General features: G+C 46.4%; 17 protein-coding genes. 4 read left to right on the top strand and 13 right to left on the bottom strand.

Annotated elements, in window-relative coordinates; all coding sequences use genetic code 11:
- Positions 1 to 250: 250 nt before the first annotated feature.
- From DWZ38_RS16385 to feoB, 6 genes are all read right to left on the bottom strand, one after another.
- The gene (locus DWZ38_RS16385) at positions 251 to 988 is read right to left on the bottom strand and encodes an ABC transporter ATP-binding protein (protein WP_021925488.1); all 738 of its coding nucleotides are present in this window, start codon (positions 986 to 988) and stop codon (positions 251 to 253) included.
- Positions 989 to 997: 9 nt separating this feature from the next.
- On the bottom strand, positions 998 to 1,774 hold the full coding sequence (locus DWZ38_RS16380) for an ABC transporter permease (RefSeq protein WP_021925487.1): 777 nt from the start codon (positions 1,772 to 1,774) through the stop codon (positions 998 to 1,000).
- Between the two features lie 96 nt (positions 1,775 to 1,870).
- A complete protein-coding gene (gene larC / locus DWZ38_RS16375; RefSeq protein WP_117854201.1) occupies positions 1,871 to 3,376 on the bottom strand; it encodes a nickel pincer cofactor biosynthesis protein LarC in 1,506 nt (501 codons plus the stop codon).
- A 9-nt stretch (positions 3,377 to 3,385) separates the two neighbouring features.
- On the bottom strand, positions 3,386 to 4,132 hold the full coding sequence (gene larB / locus DWZ38_RS16370; RefSeq protein WP_021925485.1) for a nickel pincer cofactor biosynthesis protein LarB: 747 nt from the start codon (positions 4,130 to 4,132) through the stop codon (positions 3,386 to 3,388).
- Between the two features lie 176 nt (positions 4,133 to 4,308).
- A complete protein-coding gene (locus DWZ38_RS16365) occupies positions 4,309 to 6,396 on the bottom strand; it encodes an MMPL family transporter (RefSeq protein WP_021925484.1) in 2,088 nt (695 codons plus the stop codon).
- A gap of 102 nt (positions 6,397 to 6,498) precedes the next feature.
- A complete protein-coding gene (feoB, locus tag DWZ38_RS16360; RefSeq protein WP_117854200.1) occupies positions 6,499 to 8,844 on the bottom strand; it encodes a ferrous iron transport protein B in 2,346 nt (781 codons plus the stop codon).
- Between the two features lie 501 nt (positions 8,845 to 9,345).
- On the opposite strand from feoB, the gene DWZ38_RS16355 reads away from it, so the two are divergent.
- Positions 9,346 to 9,930 (top strand): manganese efflux pump MntP family protein, encoded by a 585-nt coding sequence (locus tag DWZ38_RS16355; RefSeq protein WP_117854199.1) that lies wholly within the window; start codon positions 9,346 to 9,348, stop codon positions 9,928 to 9,930.
- A 75-nt stretch (positions 9,931 to 10,005) separates the two neighbouring features.
- Here the strand turns inward: DWZ38_RS16355 and DWZ38_RS16350 are convergent, their stop codons facing one another.
- The 4 genes from DWZ38_RS16350 to DWZ38_RS16335 all read right to left on the bottom strand — a co-directional run bounded on the left by DWZ38_RS16350 (position 10,006) and on the right by DWZ38_RS16335 (position 14,196).
- A complete protein-coding gene (locus tag DWZ38_RS16350) occupies positions 10,006 to 11,007 on the bottom strand; it encodes a calcium/sodium antiporter (RefSeq protein WP_117854198.1) in 1,002 nt (333 codons plus the stop codon).
- Positions 11,008 to 11,316: 309 nt separating this feature from the next.
- The gene (locus DWZ38_RS16345; RefSeq protein ID WP_117854197.1) at positions 11,317 to 11,688 is read right to left on the bottom strand and encodes a metalloregulator ArsR/SmtB family transcription factor; all 372 of its coding nucleotides are present in this window, start codon (positions 11,686 to 11,688) and stop codon (positions 11,317 to 11,319) included.
- A gap of 195 nt (positions 11,689 to 11,883) precedes the next feature.
- Positions 11,884 to 13,752 (bottom strand): heavy metal translocating P-type ATPase, encoded by a 1,869-nt coding sequence (locus DWZ38_RS16340; protein WP_117854225.1) that lies wholly within the window; start codon positions 13,750 to 13,752, stop codon positions 11,884 to 11,886.
- Positions 13,753 to 13,977: 225 nt separating this feature from the next.
- Positions 13,978 to 14,196 carry a cation transporter gene (locus tag DWZ38_RS16335; RefSeq protein WP_021925478.1) on the bottom strand — a complete coding sequence of 73 codons (219 nt, stop codon included), beginning with the start codon at positions 14,194 to 14,196 and terminating at the stop codon, positions 13,978 to 13,980.
- Between the two features lie 263 nt (positions 14,197 to 14,459).
- Between DWZ38_RS16335 and DWZ38_RS16330 the strand changes: the two genes are divergently transcribed.
- Positions 14,460 to 14,936: a small multi-drug export protein gene (locus DWZ38_RS16330; protein ID WP_117854196.1), complete on the top strand. Its 477-nt coding sequence runs from the start codon at positions 14,460 to 14,462 to the stop codon at positions 14,934 to 14,936.
- 81 nt (positions 14,937 to 15,017) lie between these two features.
- Here DWZ38_RS16330 and DWZ38_RS16325 read toward each other — a convergent pair whose 3' ends face one another.
- Complete coding sequence (locus DWZ38_RS16325) at positions 15,018 to 15,389, bottom strand: PAS domain-containing protein (RefSeq protein WP_117854195.1); 372 nt, start codon at positions 15,387 to 15,389, stop codon at positions 15,018 to 15,020.
- 339 nt (positions 15,390 to 15,728) lie between these two features.
- Between DWZ38_RS16325 and pcp the strand changes: the two genes are divergently transcribed.
- Complete coding sequence (gene pcp / locus DWZ38_RS16320) at positions 15,729 to 16,328, top strand: pyroglutamyl-peptidase I (RefSeq protein WP_021925475.1); 600 nt, start codon at positions 15,729 to 15,731, stop codon at positions 16,326 to 16,328.
- Positions 16,329 to 16,352: 24 nt separating this feature from the next.
- On the opposite strand, the gene DWZ38_RS16315 is transcribed toward pcp, so the two are convergent.
- Both DWZ38_RS16315 and DWZ38_RS16310 read right to left on the bottom strand, forming a co-directional pair.
- On the bottom strand, positions 16,353 to 17,582 hold the full coding sequence (locus tag DWZ38_RS16315; RefSeq protein WP_117854194.1) for an aminotransferase class I/II-fold pyridoxal phosphate-dependent enzyme: 1,230 nt from the start codon (positions 17,580 to 17,582) through the stop codon (positions 16,353 to 16,355).
- Between the two features lie 3 nt (positions 17,583 to 17,585).
- Positions 17,586 to 18,251, bottom strand: a complete 666-nt coding sequence (locus DWZ38_RS16310; RefSeq protein ID WP_021925473.1) for a Crp/Fnr family transcriptional regulator — start codon at positions 18,249 to 18,251, stop codon at positions 17,586 to 17,588.
- A gap of 183 nt (positions 18,252 to 18,434) precedes the next feature.
- On the opposite strand from DWZ38_RS16310, the gene hcp reads away from it, so the two are divergent.
- The gene (hcp, locus tag DWZ38_RS16305; protein ID WP_021925472.1) at positions 18,435 to 20,030 is read left to right on the top strand and encodes a hydroxylamine reductase; all 1,596 of its coding nucleotides are present in this window, start codon (positions 18,435 to 18,437) and stop codon (positions 20,028 to 20,030) included.
- The last annotated feature ends 2 nt before the right edge of the window (positions 20,031 to 20,032 follow it).

The raw sequence follows: 20,032 nt of genomic DNA, 5'->3' as shown, positions 1-20,032 counted from the left end.
ACTGCAATATTCGCTCTGTGTGAATCCGTCCAATTCTTAGGATGCTTTCATCTAAGAAAAAGCCCTTCTCACATCGCTTCGCAGTCCATAAAAGCAGGCAGCTGGATATTCCTTAATCTCAGGTTTTCATGTAAATGATTGTTTCTTATTCCTGTGATATTCATATTACTGCCTCCTTTCCTTTCTTTTCATCACATGTGCTTTTAACTATATAGCACACAGATGTTTGTGTCAAGCTCTTTTTATCGTTTTAGTTGATCATCTGGCTGTACTGCTCTGCGATAGGGCCAATATCGCCGTATGCAAGCAGCTGGCCTTTTTCCAGGATCATGGCTTTGTTGCAAAGACGCATAACCTGCTCCAGGGAATGGGATACGAAAAGCACGGTGACACCGGAGTCGAACATGCTCATGATCTTCTTCTCGCTTTTCTTACGGAACTTGGCATCTCCGACGGAAAGCACCTCGTCCAGGATCAGAATCTGGGGCTCCACAACTGTGGCGATGGAAAATCCAAGCCTTGATTTCATACCGGATGAATAATTTTTCACCGGAACATCCATAAATTTCTGAAGCTCGGAAAATTTCACAATCTCCTCGTATTTGCTGTCAATAAAATCCTTGGTATAGCCAAGCATGGAACCGTAAAGATAAATGTTCTCGGTTCCGGTGTACTGGGGCTCAAAGCCTGCGCCAAGTTCCAGAAGAGGAACCATTTTGCCGTGCTTTTTCACGCTTCCTGTGGTGGGCTTGAATACGCCGGAGATTACCTTAAGAAGGGTACTTTTTCCAGCTCCATTAAGGCCCAGGATTCCCACACGGTCTCCTTTTTCCACGCTGAAATTAATGTCTCTGAGAGCCCAGAACTCATTGTACTGGAGTTCACCTTTGATGGCTTTAAAAATGTAGTCCTTTAAGCTGTCAACCTTCTCGCGGCTCAGGTTGAATTTCATACTTACATCATTTACTTCTATGGCATTCTGGCTCATATTTTCTCCTTAAATATAAAGAATAAACTGATCCTGCTTTTTTCGGAAGCAGATTACGCCCACAATGGTGATCATAACGCTGAATCCCACTGCATATAATACATATGGCGGATACATAGGCTTTCCGAAAATTGCGGAACGGAAAATCTGGATGATGCAGTACAGCGGGTTGAATTTCAGGATCCATGCCCAGCCGCTCTTAAGGAGCTTGCTTGGATAGTAGAAAATCGCGCAGGTGTACATGATCATCATCAGGGCTACGGACCACAGATATTCAATATCCCGGAAAAATACGCCGATGGTTGCAAGAAGCATTCCGCTTCCATAAGAGAAAAGCAGGATAATAAGCAGCGGCACCGGTGCCTGAAGCAGATAAATGGTAGGCTTCACTCCAAGGATCACGCTTACGATTGCAAGCACCAAAAGGGAGATCAGGAAAATTACATAGTTATAAGCAACGGCTGAAAGGGGGTATAAATACTTGGGTACATATACCTTCTTAATCATGCCGGAGTTGGCACGGATGGATTTCAGCGCTGCTTTGGTGGCCTGTGAATAAAAGCTGTACAGAAGACGTCCTGTCAGAATGTATACAGGGAAGGTTCTGTCTTTGTTTCCATAGAGAGTTCCGAATACGATGGTCAGTACGATCATGGAAAGCAAAGGCTCCAGCATTGACCATACAATACCGAGATAGGAACGGCGGTATTTCAGCTTGATTCCTTTTTTTACCAGCTCGCTTAACAGGAACTGGTATTGTCTGAAATTGTCAATGTATTTCTTCATATTCACTCCATTGTATAAATAGATTGGCTTTCCCGGAGATTGTGTCTCCGAAAAAACTAAGCTGTATTTTAGCACACTCTACCATGGGTTGCAATATTAACCTCGGTTCCGGCTGGCTTCTACGGCCATCTGATAGGCTTCGGCGTAGGAGATTCCGGTTTTGCGGCAGATTTTGGCAAGGCTTTCGTATTCCGGGTAGCACTTCTGGGCGCCTTCCGGGCCGCAGATTTTTACTTCCACTTCGCCGAAGGGGATCATGACTTTTTCTTTGCGTCTTGGTAAAATGGTACGCTCCATTCTTGCCTTGCGGATGCCGATGCTGGTGGTCTCTGCGAAAATCAGGGCTTCCATGCCGGGGACATCTTCTTCCTTGCAGATTACGGTGAGCAGCCATGCTGGGCGATTTTTCTTCATATATACAGGGGTGTAGTGGACGTCTCTTGCGCCTGCTTCAAAAAGGCGCTCCATTACGAAGCCAAGGACTTCACCGCTGCAATCGTCGATGTTGGTTTCCAGTTTGTAGATAACGTCTTTGTCATCGCTGGATTGGTCGGAGTCTGTGTTTCGAATCAGCATGGCGCGGAGGATTCCCGGGCATTCGTAGGTTCGTTTGCCGGCTCCGATGCCGATTTTTTCAATTTCGAAATTCTCCGGAAGTGTTTTGCCGGTGCGCACTGCGGCTACGATTGCGGCGCCTGTTGGGGTGACAAGCTCGCCTTTTACCTGGGTAATCTTAAGGTCCAGGCCGCACTGCTGTACAATGTTGGTGACGGCAGGAACGGGAACCGGAAGGATGCCGTGCTGGCAGCGGATGGTGCCGATTCCTTCATATAATACAGGGATGATCACGTCTGTGATTCCAAGGTTGTCCAGGCAGACTGCCACGGATAAAATATCTACAATGGAGTCTACGGCGCCAACTTCGTGGAAATGAACTTCCTCTGCGAGCACGTTGTGGGCTTTGGCTTCCGCCTGGGCAAGTATTTCGAAAATGTCCAGGGAGATTTTTCTCGCGTTTTCGGTCATGTCGGCAGCAGCAATAATCTGGCGGATTCCTTTCATGCCGCGGTGCTGGTGATGGTGGTGGTGATCATGGGTATGCTCACCATCATGGCTGTGTGTGTGCTCATGCGCATGGTCTTCCTGATTATGAGAATGTTCATGTTCGTTATCGTGAGTATGGACATGCTCATGATTAGGTTCCTCTTCATGGCTGTGTGTGTGTCCATGTGAATGTTCTTCTTCGTGACTATGAGAGTGCTGGTGAGCGTGTACATGCTCATGGCTATGCTCTTCTTCATGACTATGCGCATGCACTTCCATCTTACTCAGCTGTGCTGCCTCTGCAGGATGCTCATGTCCATGTAAATACTCCATATCATGATCATGTCCGTCGATCTCGGCGTCCAGGATTACGTCGAAGTCACATGCGTCAATTCCGGATTTCTTTACACGGCTGATTTTGGTCTCGAAGCCCTGCACGGGCAGGCTTGCAAGTACTTTTCCCAGTACTTCCTGATCTGCGCCCAAGTCCAAAAGGGCTGCTACTGTCATATCCCCGCTGATTCCGGAATAGCATTCCAAATATAATGTTTTTCCCATTTTGTCTCCTTATTTTCCCAGTGCCAGACGGTTGATCTGCGTAGCCAGATAGCCGGCACCGTATCCATTGTCGATGTTGACGGTTGCAATTCCGTTTGCGCAGGAATTGATCATAGTGAGAAGGGCAGACAGTCCGTGGAAATTGGCGCCGTATCCCACAGAGGTAGGCACTGCAATCACCGGACGGCTTACCAGTCCGCCCATGACGCTTGCCAGGGCGCCCTCCATGCCTGCCACTGCTACCACGCAGTTGGCTTCCTGGATTACCTCAAGTCTGGAAAACAGACGGTGCATTCCGCTGACTCCCACATCATAAATCCGCTCCACATGGGTACCAAAATACTCTGCTGTCTGGGCAGCTTCCTCCGCAACGGGAATATCTGCGGTGCCAGCTGTGCACACAGCGATTTTGCCCTCGTGAACCTTATCCAGCTTCTCTATTTTCAGAATCCGGGAAAGGGGATCGTACTGAACCTGGGGGAATTTTTCCCGCACAAGCTCATACTGCGACTGGGATGCTCTGGTTCCCAGCACTTCGCCCTCCTCATGGTACAATCTTTCAAAAATTTTCAGCAGATGCTCATCTGCCTTATTGCTGCAATAGATTACCTCCGCAAAACCGGTACGGGCTTTCCTGCCTGTATCCAGTTTGGCATAATCCATTTCTTTATATCCATCCTGTCGGATCATCGTCCCTGCTGCGTCCGGGGAAAGGGTTCCCTGCTGCACCTGGGTCAGTATCTCTTTCAGTGTCATCTGTCACTTCACTCCTTATCTGCTGCCTGTATCGCGGTGCGCCCTTTCCTTGCGGAAGGCATTTTACCGCCACTTAATTGAACAGCAATTCAATTATACCGTTTTCTTTCCCTATATTCAACCGAAAAAAGTCCCGCCTCATCTTAGAAGCAGGACTTATTTTTCCTATGTATGTTTTATTTTGCTTTCGCTGCTTTCTTATCTCCAAGGAAGCCGATGGAGGTTACGCAGATCAGCTTATCGAAGATCATGAACATAGCCGGCAGAATGAACAGTACGACTACCATACTGATGATGGCACCACGTGCAAGCAGTGTACAGATAGAACCGATCATCTCAACCTGTGAATAACAGGAAACACCGAAGGTTGCTGCGAAGAAGCTAAGACCACTGCTGATGATGGACGGCATGCTGGTCTTATGGGCAATGCTGATGGCTTCCTTCTTATCCTTACCATGCTGTCTCTCTCTCTGATAACGGGTGGTCATCAGAATCGCATAGTCAACTGTGGCTCCTAACTGGATGGCACCGATGACAATACTTGCAACAAACGGAAGACTGATTCCCTGATAGAACGGAATCGCCATGTTTACAAAAATCGCAAATTCAATAACCGCAACCAGAATAATAGGCAGGGAAATTGATTTGAAAATGATCAGGATGATCAGGAAAATAGCACCGATGGAAATAACATTTACACGTACCAGGTCGGCATCTGTCGTATCCTGAAGGTCCTTCATAAGCGGTGCCTCGCCGATTACCATTGCTGTATCATCATATTTCTTAACGATTTCATTGATCTTGGCAAGCTGGGCATTTACCTCATCTGTTGCAGATTCATACTCGGAGCAGACAAATGCAAGCTCATACTGGTCACCCTTAAAAATCTTCTTCAGATCACTTGGTATCATGGATTCCGGAACAGTTGAGCCGATCAGGGAATTCATACCCAGACTCCACTTTACACCCTCAACCTCATCGATTTCGCTTAGCATCTTCTGCTTCTGCTTGGGATCCATGTCATTATCCATCATAACCATATGGATATTTCCTACTGCAAATGTTTTCTCCAGCTCATTGTTTGCAATGTTGCAGTCCAGGGTAGCCGGAAGGGATTCTGCAATGTTGTAATAAATCTGTGTATGATTGTTTCCGTAAATAGCCGGGAACAAAAGAACCAGGAAAATAACAACCCATGCCTTATAATGCTTTGTAATAAAAGCAGATGGCTTATCCATTCTGGAAAACAGAAGCTTATGCTGTGTCTTCTCAATTGGTTTGTCAAAGAACAGAACCAGTGCAGGGAGAATGGTTACGCAGCAGACAACACCAATGACAACGCCTTTTGCCATAACAATACCAAGGTCACGTCCAAGGGCAAAGGTCATAACACAAAGTGCAACAAAGCCGGCAACCGTTGTAACGGAGCTTCCTGCTACAGACTTGAAGGTATTTGCAATGGCATGACCCATGGCCCGGTCTTTCTCACCGGGGAAACGCTTCTTATTCTCTTCATAGCTGTTGAGAAGGAAAATGGAATAGTCCATTGTTACACCAAGCTGAAGGACTGCAGTAAGTGCCTGCGTAATATAGGAGGTCTCTCCCAATATAATATTGCTGCCCAGGTTATAGAGGATTGCCAGTCCGATACTAAGCAAGAACAGGAAGGGAACAACGAAGGATCCGCTTGTCAGCTCCAGAACGATCAGGCTGAGCACAGCTGCGATCACAACGTAAATCGGCAGCTCCTGCATGGCAATATTCTTAATATCCGTAACAACACCTGTCATACCACTAAGGAAGCACTGCTCATTGGCAATCTTACGAAGCTCTGTAATGGCTTCCATGGAATCATCGGAGGATGTGGTATTATCAAACAGTACCAGCATCATGGTGGCGTCGCCATTGATAAATACCTTTCTGTATTTCTCAGGAATCATTTCCACAGGAAGGGTGATATCTGCCACATCATCATACCAGAGAACATCCTTAACATGCTCTACCTGGCTGAACTCATCCTCCAGCTTCTGGACATCCTTCATTTCCATATTTTCCACGATTACCATGGAAAAGGCGCCCATTCCAAACTCATCCACCAGAATATCCTGACCCTTTACAGTTTCAAGGGTATCCGGCAGGTAACTTAACAGATCGTAATTAACTCTTGTCTCTGCAATTCCGATCACAGACGGGATTACCAGCAAAAGCCCGATAAGAAGAACCAGAACCTTATGCTTGGCTATCCATTTTCCTACTTTGACCATTGATGTCATCTCCTTAATTCATTTCTTTCGTACTATAGTATAACCCAAAATGACCAATAGTCAATATTTATTTTAACAAAAAATGAAAAATAGTCATTTTTCTCAAAATCCGAGGAAAACGCCGATGATTTTTACTAAAAATGCCGCAACCCAGGCTACTGCGCACTGCATAATTACCACCTCTGCTGCCCATTTTCCACCCAGCTCCCGCTTCACAGAAGCAATAGCTGCCACACATGGTGTATACAGAAGGCAGAAGGTAAGAAGACAGACTGCTGCAAGGGGTGTCAGCACCTCTGTCAGGGCTGCCGTGCTGCCAAACAAAATGGACAGTGTGGAAACCACGCTCTCCTTTGCCATAAAGCCTGTGACAAGGGCTGTGGAAAATCTCCAGTCTCCAAAGCCAAGAGGCTTAAATACAGGTGCCACCATCCCTGCCACAACTGCCAGAATACTGTCCTTGGAATCTGTCACAATATTCAGATGCAGGTCAAAGGTCTGTAAGAACCAGATTACAATTGTTGCCACAAAGATAACCGTAAAGGCTCTCTGCAGGAAATCCTTTGCTTTTTCCCAGAGCAGCTGCCCTACATTTTTCGCTCCCGGAAGACGGTAATTCGGAAGCTCCATTACAAAGGGCACTGCCTCGCCCTTGAACAGGGTTTTGCCGAAAATCAACGCCGTCAGAATTCCCATCAGAATTCCGCCAAAATAAAGTGCCACCATTACAAGTGCCCCATATCTCGGGAAAAATGCTGCTGTAAAGAATGCATAAATCGGAAGCTTTGCAGAGCAGCTCATAAACGGAGTAAGAAGAATGGTCATCTTACGGTCACGCTCAGAGGGAAGTGTTCTGCTTGCCATCACTCCCGGAACCGTACAGCCAAAGCCAACCAGCATTGGCACAATGCTTCGTCCGGAAAGTCCGATCTTACGAAGAAGCTTATCCATTACAAAGGCAACTCTTGCCATGTATCCGCTGTCTTCCAGAAGAGACAAAAAGAAAAACAGGGTGACGATTACAGGCAAAAAGCTGAGTACGCTTCCAACACCGTTGAAAATACCGTCAATTACAAGAGAATGAAGCACATCATTTACGTTCCAGGCAGTCAGCAGCTGATCCACTGCATTTGTCAGACTGGAAATTCCCATGTCAAGAACATCTGAAAGTCCTTTTCCGATCACACTGAAGGTAAGCCAGAACACAAGAGCCATAATGCCTGCAAAGCAGGGAATTGCTGTATATTTGCCGGTAAGGATCTTATCCATCTTCTGGCTTCTTAAATGCTCCTTGCTTTCATGAGGCTTGACAACCGTCTCGTCACAGACCTTTTCAATAAAATCAAAGCGCATGTGTGCAATGGCTGCAGAACGGTCAAGGCCTCTTTCCGCTTCCATCTGTTTTACAATATGCTCTAAGGTTTCCTTCTCATTCTGATCCAGCTTCAGCTTTTCCAGGATCAGCTCATCTCCCTCTGCAAGCTTGCTGGCTGCAAAGCGCACCGGAATGTCTGCCTTCTGGGCATGATCCTCGATCAGGTGCATAATTCCGTGAAGACATCTGTGAACTGCTCCGCCATCGTCATTGGCATCACAAAAATCCAGCCGTTTGGGGCGTTCCTGATATTTTGCCACATGAATGGCATGGGCTACAAGCTCATCGATTCCTTCGTTTTTTGCCGCTGAAATAGGAACAACAGGAATTCCAAGAAGCTCCTCCATCTGGTTTACCAAAACAGCTCCGCCGTTTTGTCTTACCTCGTCCATCATATTCAGTGCCAGTACCATGGGCACATCCAGCTCCATCAGCTGCATGGTCAGATAAAGATTTCGTTCAATGTTGGTGGCGTCTACAATGTTGATGATTCCCTTCGGCTTCTGCTCCAGAATAAAGCTTCTGGTTACGATTTCCTCGCTGGAATAAGGTGACATGGAATAAATTCCCGGAAGGTCTGTTACAAGAGTGTTCTTTTTTCCGCGGATGGCACCGTCCTTACGGTCAACAGTTACCCCCGGGAAATTTCCCACATGCTGATTGGAGCCGGTCAGCTGGTTGAACAGGGTAGTCTTGCCGCAGTTCTGGTTTCCTGCCAGTGCGAAGGTAAGAAGCTCTCCTTCCGGAAGGGGATGCTCATCTGTCTTTTCGTGGTATTTGCCTCCTTCTCCAAGTCCCGGATGAGGAATGGCTTTGGCACGCTCGTTTCTCTTTGGAGCTTTCGCATCTCTGATGTTTTCGATTTCAATTTTGGCTGCATCTGCAAGGCGCAGGGTCAGCTCGTAGCTGTGGATCCGTATTTCAATAGGATCACCCATAGGTGCATATTTCACCATTGTCACATCTGCCATGGGAATGATTCCCATATCCAGAAAATGCTGTCTTAGGGCTCCCTCTCCGCCTACTACTGTCACAGTAGCGGTTTTTCCGATAGGAAGATCTTTTAACGTCATATGTACTGTCCTCTTTTCCTATGTATGATATGAGTGCCAAAAGGTCTTTTGTCACTCATATGATTCCCCTTATTGAGAAATTTTATCTTGTTACAGGGGTTAGTTTATTCTAATTTTTTCAGGATGTCAATATTATTGAGAAATATTATTGACAAACTCTTTTTTATCTGCTAGAGTTACAAAACAAGGTTTCCCTGTGAGGGAGTAGCAAGCGTGTTATTCACACGTGGCAAGTCAACACACCGGCCGACAGCTGTTAGAAAGTAATGCTTTGGTCTGGCTTGCATTAAATTGCGAGACTCATGTATAACTGGTGCTATACATGGAGTCTGTCCTTTTATAAGATTGTTGATGACCCAATATATAGCGATGGTTATATATCGGGTCTTTTTTCATGCTTTTTAGAGCGTGTTTGAAAAATCATTCCCACAAATTGTGACGCACATCTTGCAGAAAGCCTTTTTCAAACACGCTCTAGTTAAAATATGGAGGAAAGTAAAAATGAGTTACAGCTTTGTCTTTTTTCTCAACAGTGCTCTTCTGGGAGTTGGGCTTGCAATGGATGCGTTTTCTGTCTCTCTTGCCAACGGCCTTCATGAGCCGAAAATGAGAGTCCGAAAAATGTGCGGTATTGCCGGGATCTTCGGCGGATTCCAGGCCTTTATGCCTATGGCCGGCTGGCTATGTGTTCATACCATTGTGGAATCCTTCCGGTCTTTTGAGAAATTTATTCCGTGGATTGCATTGATCCTGCTGGGTTATATCGGCGGTTCCATGCTGATAAACGGCATCCGGGGGACTGGAGAAGAGGAAGAGTTTTCAGGAATCGGTCTTAAAGCACTTTTTATCCAGGGAGTTGCCACCTCCATTGATGCTTTGTCTGTAGGCTTTACCATTGCCAATTATGACTGGCTGATGGCTCTTGTCTGTTCTGTGATTATTGCTGTGGTTACCTTCTTTATCTGTATGACCGGGCTTTCCCTTGGAAAACGCTTTGGTACAAGGCTTTCCAACAAAGCGGATATCTTAGGCGGCGTGATCCTAATCGCAATCGGTCTGGAGATTTTTATCAGCAATGTACTTTAACGTGTGTATTTATCATAAAAAAGCTTTTATCTGTCCAAAGGGAACGGATAAAAGCTTTTTTTCATGTAAGTCCAATTAACGAATTATAATATATCCACAGTAAACCAGATAAGTCAGAGCCATAATAATACCTTCTTTACGGCTGATTTTTCTTTTCGTTCCTGCAAAAAGCCATACAAGCACTGTAAATATCATAAGAATAATAATATCGATGATATTTTCTCTAAGCAGAGCAACCGGGCTGATGGTTGCTGAGATTCCAAGTACCATCAGAATGTTAAAAATGTTGGAACCTACAGCATTTCCGATTGCCATATCCACTTCATTCTTTCTTGCCGCAACTATAGAGGTTACAAGCTCCGGAAGTGAAGTTCCGATGGATACAATGGTAAGGCCTACCAGGGTCTGGCTCATTCCAAGCTCGATTGCGATCCTGCTGGCAGTATCAACGGTCAGATCGCCTCCAAATGCAATGGCACCGGCTCCTACGATGAGAAAGAGAATGCTTTTTGCATATGACAGTTCTTTCGTTTCACACGCCTCAACACCTTCTATCTCAACCTTCTGTCCTGCCGCTCTGGCCTTCATTGCACTTTGTACCATTGTGAAAATATATACAGCAAATATAATAAGAAAAACAATTCCGTCTATATGTCCAAGTGTCATTCCTGTTTTATCACCTATGCCAAGAATTCCCAGCACAAGCAGCAACAGGGCACATCCAAAGGACAAGGGAATATCTCTGATCAGAGTTACATTTTGTACCATGATGGGAGTCAGTATGGAGCAGACACCGATTACAAACATCAGATTAAAAATATTGGAGCCTACCACATTACTGACTGCAAGCTCATTATTCTGCACCATAGAAGCCGTTACACTGACTGCTGTTTCCGGAAGTGAGGTTCCCATGGCTACGATGGTAAGTCCGATGATAATAGTCGGAACCTTTAATTTCCTTGCAATACTGGAGCTTCCTTCTACAAAAAGATCAGCGCCCTTTACCAGAAAGGCGAAGCCTGCCAGTAACAGCAGAATAACTGCTGCGATTGGCAATCCATTAATAAAATCCTGCATAACATTCTCCTTTACTCTTGTTATAATTATTTTTTCCTTTTTACAGATTCCTTATAAGGCAATCGTATAGGTATAAAATTCCAAAACGCAAAAAGACTCATGTATGCCAAAAACAGACATACATGAGTCTCATTCTTTAAGATTTGCCAGGCAAGATCCAAAATGAACCAAAGCCGCGACTGTTGACAAACCACGCTTTCACGCAAACTACTCCCTCACGGAATCTACAAGTGTATTTAATATATCAAATTGGCTCCAGGAAGTCAACCCCTTCAGAGCCTGTTATTTTACCGTTCACTTGCAGCCTTGTTATTCTTCTTCAATGTGCTCTCTTCCCTGGTCGATAATGGTGCGCACATGCTCGTCTGCCAGAGAATAGAAAATGGATTTGCCCTCCCGGCGGCTTTTTACCAGCTTATTCTGCTTCAGAATGCGAAGCTGATGAGAAATAGCGGACTGTGTCATATTCAAAGCCTTGGCAAGATCGCACACGCATACCTCTGCCTCAAAAAGCACAAACAGAATGCGGATTCTTGTGGAATCGCCAAATACCTTAAAAAGCTCTGCAAGATCATAGAGTTCATTTTCCTCCGGAAGAGTTTCGTTTACGATCTGAAGAAGGTTTTCGTGAACCTCACAGCAATCGCAGGTTTCAACCTCTTTCTCTGTATCTTTTTTCATAATCAGGCACCTCATTTTATAGATATCCAAATAACAATACAACGAAATATCAAGCAAATCAATATGCTTATTCCTTAATATCCGTTGTATCCGTTCACTGAATTTCATTATATGAATTCAGGGGGCAAAATTCTCTGCCCCCTCTTTTGTTTCTAAAACATAGATGTCATCTTTCAGCGGCATCTCTCTGTATCATTAAAGATTCTTTACAAACAATGTGCGGATCGCGTTAAGTACTGCGAGAACCATAACTCCTACATCTGCGAAAATGGCAACCCACATGTTTGCAATACCAAGTGCGCCCAGGATCAGGCAGATCAGCTTGACTCCAATTGCGAAGTAAATATTCTCATATACAATGCGCATGCACTTTCTGGAAATGCGGATGGCTTTGGCGATTTTCACAGGGTCGTCATCCATCAGGACAACGTCGGCTGCTTCAATTGCAGCATCTGATCCGAGAGCACCCATGGCGATTCCGATATCTGCTCTGGAAAGAACCGGCGCATCGTTGATTCCATCCCCAACGAATACCAGCTTCTCTTTCTCAGATTTGTTTGCCAGAAGCTCTTCCACCTTGGCAACCTTGTCTGCCGGAAGAAGCTCACTGTGCACTTCTCCGATTCCAAGCTCTGCTGCCACGGACTCTGCCACATTGCGGGCATCTCCAGTGAGCATAACAGTCTTGGCAACGCCTGCCTTTTTCAGGTTGGCGATGGCCTCTTTTGCATGAGGCTTCAGAATGTCGGAAATCAGGATGTGTCCTGCATATTTGCCGTCAACTGCCATGTGGACAACGGTTCCTACATGATGGCAGTCTTTGTATTCGATGCCAAGACGCTTCATCAGCTTGGCATTTCCGGCTGCGACCTGCACGCCGTCAACCTTCGCGATTACACCGTTTCCGCCGATTTCCTCAATGTCGGTTACACGGTTTCGGTCAATGGGCTTGCCGTATGCTTTCTGAAGGCTTTTGCTGATTGGATGGGAGGAAGAACACTCTGCATAAGCTGCATATTCCAGAAGCTTGGCATCTTCCATCTGGCTGTGATGGATTCCGCTTACCTCGAAGACACCTTTTGTCATGGTCCCGGTTTTATCAAATACTACGATCTTTGCCTGAGAAAGTGCTTCCAGATAGTTGGAACCTTTTACCAGGACACCCTGATTGCTGGCGCCGCCGATTCCTGCGAAAAAGCTAAGAGGAATACTGATGACCAGTGCACATGGGCAGCTGATTACCAGGAAGGTAAGGGCACGGTAGATCCAGTCGCCCCACTCCGGGGAAAGTCCCATGAACAGCATTCTGCAAAGAGGCGGGATGACTGCAAGGGCAAGGGCACTGTAGCAGACTGCAGGGGTGTAATATTTTGCGAATTTGGAAATAAAGTTCTCGGATCTGGATTTCTTGGAACTGGAATTTTCCACAAGATCCAGGATCTTGGAAACGGTGGATTCGCCGAATTCTTTGGTGGTGCGGATTTTCAGCACGCCTGTCATGTTGATGCAGCCGCTGATTACTTCTTCTCCGGCTTTGGCATCTCTTGGAAGGCTCTCTCCGGTCAGGGCGCTGGTGTTTAATGTGGAAGTTCCCTCTTCGATGATTCCATCAATGGGGATTTTCTCACCAGGCTGAACCACGATCACAGTTCCAACCTCAACCTCATCCGGATCAACCTTCTCCAGCTTGCCATCTCGCTCCACATTTGCATAGTCCGGGCGGATATCCATCAGCTCACTGATGTTTCGTCTGCTCTTTCCTACTGCATAGCTCTGGAAAAGCTCCCCGATCTGGTAAAACAGCATTACAGCTGTTCCCTCCTGGTAATCGCCTAAGGCAATGGCACCTACTGTGGCAACTGCCATCAGGAAATTTTCATCAAATACCTGCCTGTTTTTGATTCCTTTGAACGCTTTTTTCAGAATGTCATAACCGATTACCAGATAAGGAATCATGTACAATGCCATTCGAACATAGCCTTCTACCGGAATAAAACGCAGCAAGATCAGAAGTACAAACGTAATAATGATTCTGATCAGAACTTTTTTCTGCTTTTTATTCATAGCATTTCTCATGCCGCCGGGGCATGGCCTCCTTTAATTATTGAAAATTTAGGATTATTTCTGGCCAAAGCTGCCAGTTTATAGGATCGCGGTGATGCATTACCGCGGGATTCATTTTGGAAAAGCCGGACAGCTCACGACTCTGTCCGGCGGTTGCTTCAGAGCATGTGGACCTCTCCAAACCTTCTGGGCATGCTCCGGGCGATTCTGCGTTTCTTTTTCTTCTTATAAGAAGATCTCGCAGTCATCTTCTACTTTCTTGCAGTTCTTCAGGACTTCCTGCATAACTGCCTTCGGCTCCTGTCCATCTTCAAACTCAACGATCATTTTCAGTGTCATGAAGTTCACAGTTGCATTCTTAACACCAGCTGTGTTCTTAGCAGCTTCCTCCATCTTGTTCGCACAGTTTGCACAGTCAACGTCGATTTTGTAAGTTTTTTTCATGGTAGTGATCTCCTTTTTGAAAATGTTCTTTGTTTCATATGAACAATTATTCATATGTTTGTTTTTATTATAGCATGGTTTATTTTGCTGTCAATAGTTTTCTAGGGAAAAACATAAATTTTTCTTAACTTTTTTCTAAATTTTTTCCCTGTTTTGCTCTGTTCAATCGGGGGATTTTCATGTATAATAAACCAGATTGGTTGTTTTTCAGGGAAAGACAACGTATATTGGCATTGAATTGAATTTTAAGAGGAGATTTGCACATGAAAAGTTATCTGATTGTTTTTCTGATTTCTATGGTGCCGCTGATTGAGCTTAGAGGGGCTATTCCTTATGCGGTGGCTTTTGGTATTCCGCTGACTCAGGCTTACATTATTGCGATTATCGGAAACATGATCCCGGTACCCTTTATTTATTTCTTTGCACGCAAGGTGCTGGAATGGGGAAAGGATAAGCCTGTAATCGGACGTTTCTTCACCTTCTGTCTGGAGAAGGGGGAAAAGGGCGGCAAGGCACTTCAGGCAAAGGCGGGCCGGGGACTGTTTCTGGCACTGCTTCTGTTCGTCGGAATCCCGCTTCCGGGTACAGGCGCCTGGACCGGAACTCTGGCTGCCAGCCTTCTGGATATGGATTTCAAGTCCAGCGTTCTTGCAGTTATGCTGGGGGTTCTGCTGGCTGGAATCATTATGGGAGCTGCAAGTGCAGGGCTGTTTGGAGCGCTGTTCGCGGTGTTCAGCTAACTGCGGAAGCCGCATTTCGACGCAAAAAAAAGAAAGCATATGAATTTTATCCGTGGGGATAAGTTCATATGCTTTTTTTCATTAAAAATTGTAGAAAGGCTCTTCATCCCTTGTTCGATACTCGTGTTTTTCGTAGTAGCCGATGAGGGTTCCGTTTTCATCTCGAAGCGCAATCATGTATACGTCTTTCGCTTGCTTTTCATTATAGAAAGTGTGGATGCGGTTGTGTTCTTTGCTTTTGCCAAACCAGGCGATGACTTTCTCGATCACCTCCTTGGACTTGGGGTTATGGCAGTTCATAAGACTTTTTCCGATCAGCGCCTCACCGCCCCATTTGTGATAATTGGCGATGGCCTGGGGATTCATGTAGATGATCTCATGAGCCAGATTGCAGATCACCACAGAGGCAGTGTCCTGGTCAATGATGCTTTTGAAATAGGGTGTTAAATTCATTTTGTTCGTTCTCCTGCTGTTATAAATTTTAGTAACTATTCTGCGAGGCAGTATTGTGAAGGTACTGAACAGTTACAAATTTTATTTCTATATCGTACTGCATTTTTGTTCTTCTGTAAACTTTTTTATCAAACATCTAGCCAAAACTGCGTTAGAGCGTATCACCAAAATCATTCCCGCAATCTCTCGCAAATTGTGACGCACATCTTGCAGAAAGCCTTTTGGGGGACATACTCTAAGCCAACACATTTTCAGACAGATTTCGGTTCAAACTTCCCTCCATGTCTGTTATAATATTTTTTACACATCCCAACTACTATTACAGGAGGTTTTACTGCCATGAAAATTCTGCTGACCGCATTTGACCCTTTCGGAGGGGAAACTGTCAATCCGGCGCAGGAAGCGCTGAAACAAATTCAGGCACCAGCCCCGGATATGGAACTTATTAAACTTGTTGTCCCTACCGTATTCGGAGCTTCCACCCAGGCGGTTCATGAAGCCATGGTGCTTCACCAGCCGGATGTTGTCCTTTGCATTGGACAGGCTGGAGGTCGCACTGCCATCACTGTGGAACAGATTGCCATCAATCTCATGGATGCCGCCATCCCGGATAATCAGGGAAACCAACCACATGACGAGCCTGTATTTGCGGACGGCGCGGATGGGTATTTTTCCACGCTTCCTGTCAAGGATATGGTGGCTGCCATCCGTAACGCCGGAATTCCGGCTGCCATCTCTTATTCCGCAGGCACATTCGTGTGCAATCAGCTGATGTATGGTGTTTTGTATCACATTCATCATGAATTTCCCAATACCCGGGGCGGATTCGTCCATGTCCCTTATATTCCGGTTCAGACTTCCACTATGAACCGGCCGACACCAAGTATGGCACTTGAAGATCTTGTACGCGGGCTGGAGGCGGCGCTTCGCGTTTTATGATGTTAGAATGTGTCTCAAAATCATTTACTCCGCATTAAAAACAAACTTATCCAGCCGCTCAAAGGCTTCCTTCACCCGTGACAGCGGCAGAGCCAGGTTCATGCGGATGCCGTACTCCCCGTGGAATGGTCTGCCGTCCTGCCACATGACTCCAACTTCCAGTCCGGCGCGCTCCAGCTCGTCCATATTTTTGCCATGGGCTTTGCACCACTTCTCACAATCCAGGAACAGCATATAAGTTCCCTGAGGCTTGGACACCTCCACCTCATCGAAATGTTCCCTAATATAATCGCATGCAAACTCCACGTTCTCGGTGAGCACCTGGCGAAGTTCATCCACCCACTCATAGCCTTCTGGCTGGTACGCACCAATCAGCGCATACATGGACAGCACATTCATCTCATTATAATGACTCAGGCTGGATTCCTTGTCCACTCTGTCACGCAGCCAGGAATTATAGATAATATGGTAGCTTCCGATCAGCCCGGCCAGGTTAAAGGTTTTGGACGGCGCATACATGGCAATGGTGCGGTTTCTCGCATCCTCAGAAATCATCTGGGTAGGGATATGTTTATTTTCCCCAAGGATCAGATCGGACCAGATCTCATCGGAAACCACATACACATCATGTTTCTTGAAAAGCTCCATAGCTTTTTCCAGTTCCCAACGCTCCCAGACGCGACCTGTTGGATTATGGGGACTGCACATAATGCAGGCGTGAATGTGATTTTCCACAATCTTCTTTTCCATGTCGGCAAAGTCCATGCGCCATACATTTTCCTCGTCTTTTTTCAAAGCACTGTGTACAATGTAGTATCCATTATTAGTAAGAGCCCCGGTAAATCCCACATAAGTTGGAGAATGCACCAGCACGCTGTCCCCTTTTGAGCAAAGCACATTCAGCGCACTGATCACGCCGCCCAGAACGCCGTTCTCATACCCGATACACTCTTTGGTCAGCCCGGTCACCTGGTTTCTGGTCTCCTGCCACTTGATAATTTCCCCGAAATATTCGTCCCTTGGGGAAAAATATCCGAATGCCGGATGGGCCGTTCTCTCCACGACGGCTTTCTGCACAGTGGGCACAGTTGGGAAATTCATGTCCGCAACCCACATAGGGATCCAGTCCATCCCTTCTTTCAGTGTGGCAGCCGCAAAATACTCATGATTAAAGCAGCCCTCCACATAAGGAGCGTCCACTGCAATGGCATCCTTTCCCCTGCGGTCCAAAATACTTGTAAAATCGTACTTCATCTTTTAATCCTCCTGTTCCAGATAATGAATCTGGTTTCTGTTTACTTCAATCATGCCTTCTTTTCGCATTTTCCCAAGCTCATTGGACAGAGCACTTCTGTCCACTCCCAGATAATCCGCAAGCTCCTGCCGGTTAAAGGGAATAATAAACCGACTGCTGCCCTGCTGCACCATCTCCTGGGAAAAATAGGAGATCAGCCTTCCCCGGATGGATTTTGGCGCAGTGTGAAGGCTTCGTCTGGAAAGCTCCAGATTTTTTTTTGCCATGACCATCAGCATGTTGCGGATCAGCTTCTCGTGACAGGGACAGGTATCCGGGCAGGTGCGGAAAATTTTTCCCACTTCAAGGAACAAAATCTGGCAGTCCTCCGCAGCCGTCACCCCTACCAGCAGCTTTTCCCCGGGAATGCAGGCGTAAGTTTCCCCAAACACCTGACCCGGAGCGATCCGGTTCAGAATAGTTTTGTTTCCCATCATATCAATGCTCTCAATATGAACACTGCCTGACAGCACAAGTCCCATAGCTTTCATCTGGTCCCCAACCTGACAGATTACGCTTCCCTTAGGATAGCTTTTTGGCTCCGCATTCAGACAGGAAAGCATATGCTGAGTTTCCTCCGGACTGGTTCCCTGGAAAAGAAATGTTCTGGAAAGAAATTCAAAATTCATTTTTTCTCCTTTTGTTGTTTTAACAACATACTTGTTGTCTGAATTATATTATAGTGCACATGTAAAGTCAAGGACGAAGCAGAAATGGAAAGCTTTTCGTGATTGTTTCCTCTGCTGTCCGCGGCTTTTAACCAGAACTATTCCTTATATAAATATAAAACACTACACAGGAGGTTATCTACTATGGAAAAAAATATGTTTTGTTTTCAGTGTGAGCAGACTGCCGGATGTACTGGCTGTACAGGTGCCAAAGGGGTCTGTGGAAAAACCGCTGACACCGCCCGTCTTCAGGATGAGCTTACCGGCGCGCTGATCGGGCTTGCACACGCGGCAGACGAAAATGCTCCTCTTTCCGATTCCACATGGAAGCTGATGGTGGAAGGACTTTTCGCCACTCTTACCAACGTAAGCTTCGATGACAAAGCCATTGCAGAGCTTACAGACCGTGTCCATCAGGAAAAAGCCCGCCTTCGCCCGGACTGCGGCGGCTGCGCTTCCCCATGCGGACACAATGACGATTACGACATGAACCGCCTTTGGAATGCACAGGAAGATATCCGCTCCCTGAAATCCCTGATTCTTTTTGGAATCCGCGGAATGGCGGCTTACGCTTACCATGCGCTGACGCTTGGATATACCGATCCGGAGGTATATGAATTTTTCGGAAAAGCACTTTTCGCGCTGGGCGAAGACTGGGATATGGACCTGCTGCTTCCCATTGTCATGGAAGTAGGCAAATACAATCTTTCCTGCATGGAGCTTCTGGACCGGGCAAACACCACCACATACGGCACACCTTCCCCGGTGACCGTACCCCTGACTGTGGAAAAAGGACCTTTCATCGTCATCACCGGACATGACCTCCACGACTTGAAACTGCTTCTGGAGCAGACTGAGGGAAAAGGAATCAACATTTACACCCACGGGGAAATGCTTCCCTGCCACGCTTATCCGGAACTGAAAAAATACAGCCACTTAAAAGGAAACTTCGGTACTGCATGGCAGAATCAGCAGAAGGAATTTGCAAATCTTCCGGCGCCGATCCTTTTCACAACCAACTGCCTGATGCCGCCGAAACCAAGCTACATGGACCGTGTCTTTACCACCGGAACTGTAACTTTCCCGGGAACCGTGCATATTGACGGGGAAAAGGATTTCACTCCGGTGATCCAGCGTGCACTGGAGCTTGGCGGATATGAGGAGGATCAGCAGTTTACAGGAATCAATGGCGGCACTTCCCTGACCACAGGCTTTGGACACGGCACTATTCTCGGGGTTGCTGACCAGGTAATCGATGCCGTGAAAAAAGGCGCCATCCGTCATTTCTTCCTGGTGGCAGGCTGTGACGGCGCAAGAAGCGGGCGCAATTATTACACTGATTTCGTGAAGCAGACTCCTGCTGATTCCGTGATCCTTACTCTGGCCTGCGGAAAATACCGTTTCAACGATCTGGATCTTGGAACCATTGGAGGTCTTCCGAGACTGATGGATATGGGACAGTGCAACGATGCTTATGGTGCCATCAAGGTGGCAGTGGCTCTTGCAGAGGCATTTGGATGTGGCGTCAATGAGCTTCCTCTTTCCATGGTGCTCTCCTGGTATGAGCAGAAGGCAGTTTCCATTTTGCTTACCCTGCTGCATCTTGGAATCAAGAACATCCGCCTTGGCCCGACCCTGCCGGCATTCCTTTCCCCAAATGTACTGAATTACCTGGTAGAGAATTTCGGGATTGCGGCGATTACTACACCGGAGGAAGATCTGGCCACACTGCTGGGATAATA

Source organism: Ruminococcus sp. AF31-8BH, from assembly GCF_003460605.1.
GTDB classification, from domain to species: domain Bacteria; phylum Bacillota; class Clostridia; order Lachnospirales; family Lachnospiraceae; genus Blautia_A; species Blautia_A acetigignens.
Note: the sequence above shows the minus strand (reverse complement) of the source record. Positions and strands in the feature narration are given on the sequence as shown.

Excerpts from the sequence above, each read along its gene's own strand:
- DWZ38_RS16385 (WP_021925488.1), bottom strand. The coding sequence starts at position 988 with ATGAGCCAGAATGCCATAGAAGTAAATGATGTAAGTATGAAATTCAAC.
- DWZ38_RS16380 (WP_021925487.1), bottom strand. The coding sequence starts at position 1,774 with ATGAAGAAATACATTGACAATTTCAGACAATACCAGTTCCTGTTAAGC.
- larC (WP_117854201.1), bottom strand. The coding sequence starts at position 3,376 with ATGGGAAAAACATTATATTTGGAATGCTATTCCGGAATCAGCGGGGAT.
- larB (WP_021925485.1), bottom strand. The coding sequence starts at position 4,132 with ATGACACTGAAAGAGATACTGACCCAGGTGCAGCAGGGAACCCTTTCC.
- DWZ38_RS16365 (WP_021925484.1), bottom strand. The coding sequence starts at position 6,396 with ATGGTCAAAGTAGGAAAATGGATAGCCAAGCATAAGGTTCTGGTTCTT.
- feoB (WP_117854200.1), bottom strand. The coding sequence starts at position 8,844 with ATGACGTTAAAAGATCTTCCTATCGGAAAAACCGCTACTGTGACAGTA.
- DWZ38_RS16355 (WP_117854199.1), top strand. The coding sequence starts at position 9,346 with ATGAGTTACAGCTTTGTCTTTTTTCTCAACAGTGCTCTTCTGGGAGTT.
- DWZ38_RS16350 (WP_117854198.1), bottom strand. The coding sequence starts at position 11,007 with ATGCAGGATTTTATTAATGGATTGCCAATCGCAGCAGTTATTCTGCTG.
- DWZ38_RS16345 (WP_117854197.1), bottom strand. The coding sequence starts at position 11,688 with ATGAAAAAAGATACAGAGAAAGAGGTTGAAACCTGCGATTGCTGTGAG.
- DWZ38_RS16340 (WP_117854225.1), bottom strand. The coding sequence starts at position 13,752 with ATGAATAAAAAGCAGAAAAAAGTTCTGATCAGAATCATTATTACGTTT.
- DWZ38_RS16335 (WP_021925478.1), bottom strand. The coding sequence starts at position 14,196 with ATGAAAAAAACTTACAAAATCGACGTTGACTGTGCAAACTGTGCGAAC.
- DWZ38_RS16330 (WP_117854196.1), top strand. The coding sequence starts at position 14,460 with ATGAAAAGTTATCTGATTGTTTTTCTGATTTCTATGGTGCCGCTGATT.
- DWZ38_RS16325 (WP_117854195.1), bottom strand. The coding sequence starts at position 15,389 with ATGAATTTAACACCCTATTTCAAAAGCATCATTGACCAGGACACTGCC.
- pcp (WP_021925475.1), top strand. The coding sequence starts at position 15,729 with ATGAAAATTCTGCTGACCGCATTTGACCCTTTCGGAGGGGAAACTGTC.
- DWZ38_RS16315 (WP_117854194.1), bottom strand. The coding sequence starts at position 17,582 with ATGAAGTACGATTTTACAAGTATTTTGGACCGCAGGGGAAAGGATGCC.
- DWZ38_RS16310 (WP_021925473.1), bottom strand. The coding sequence starts at position 18,251 with ATGAATTTTGAATTTCTTTCCAGAACATTTCTTTTCCAGGGAACCAGT.
- hcp (WP_021925472.1), top strand. The coding sequence starts at position 18,435 with ATGGAAAAAAATATGTTTTGTTTTCAGTGTGAGCAGACTGCCGGATGT.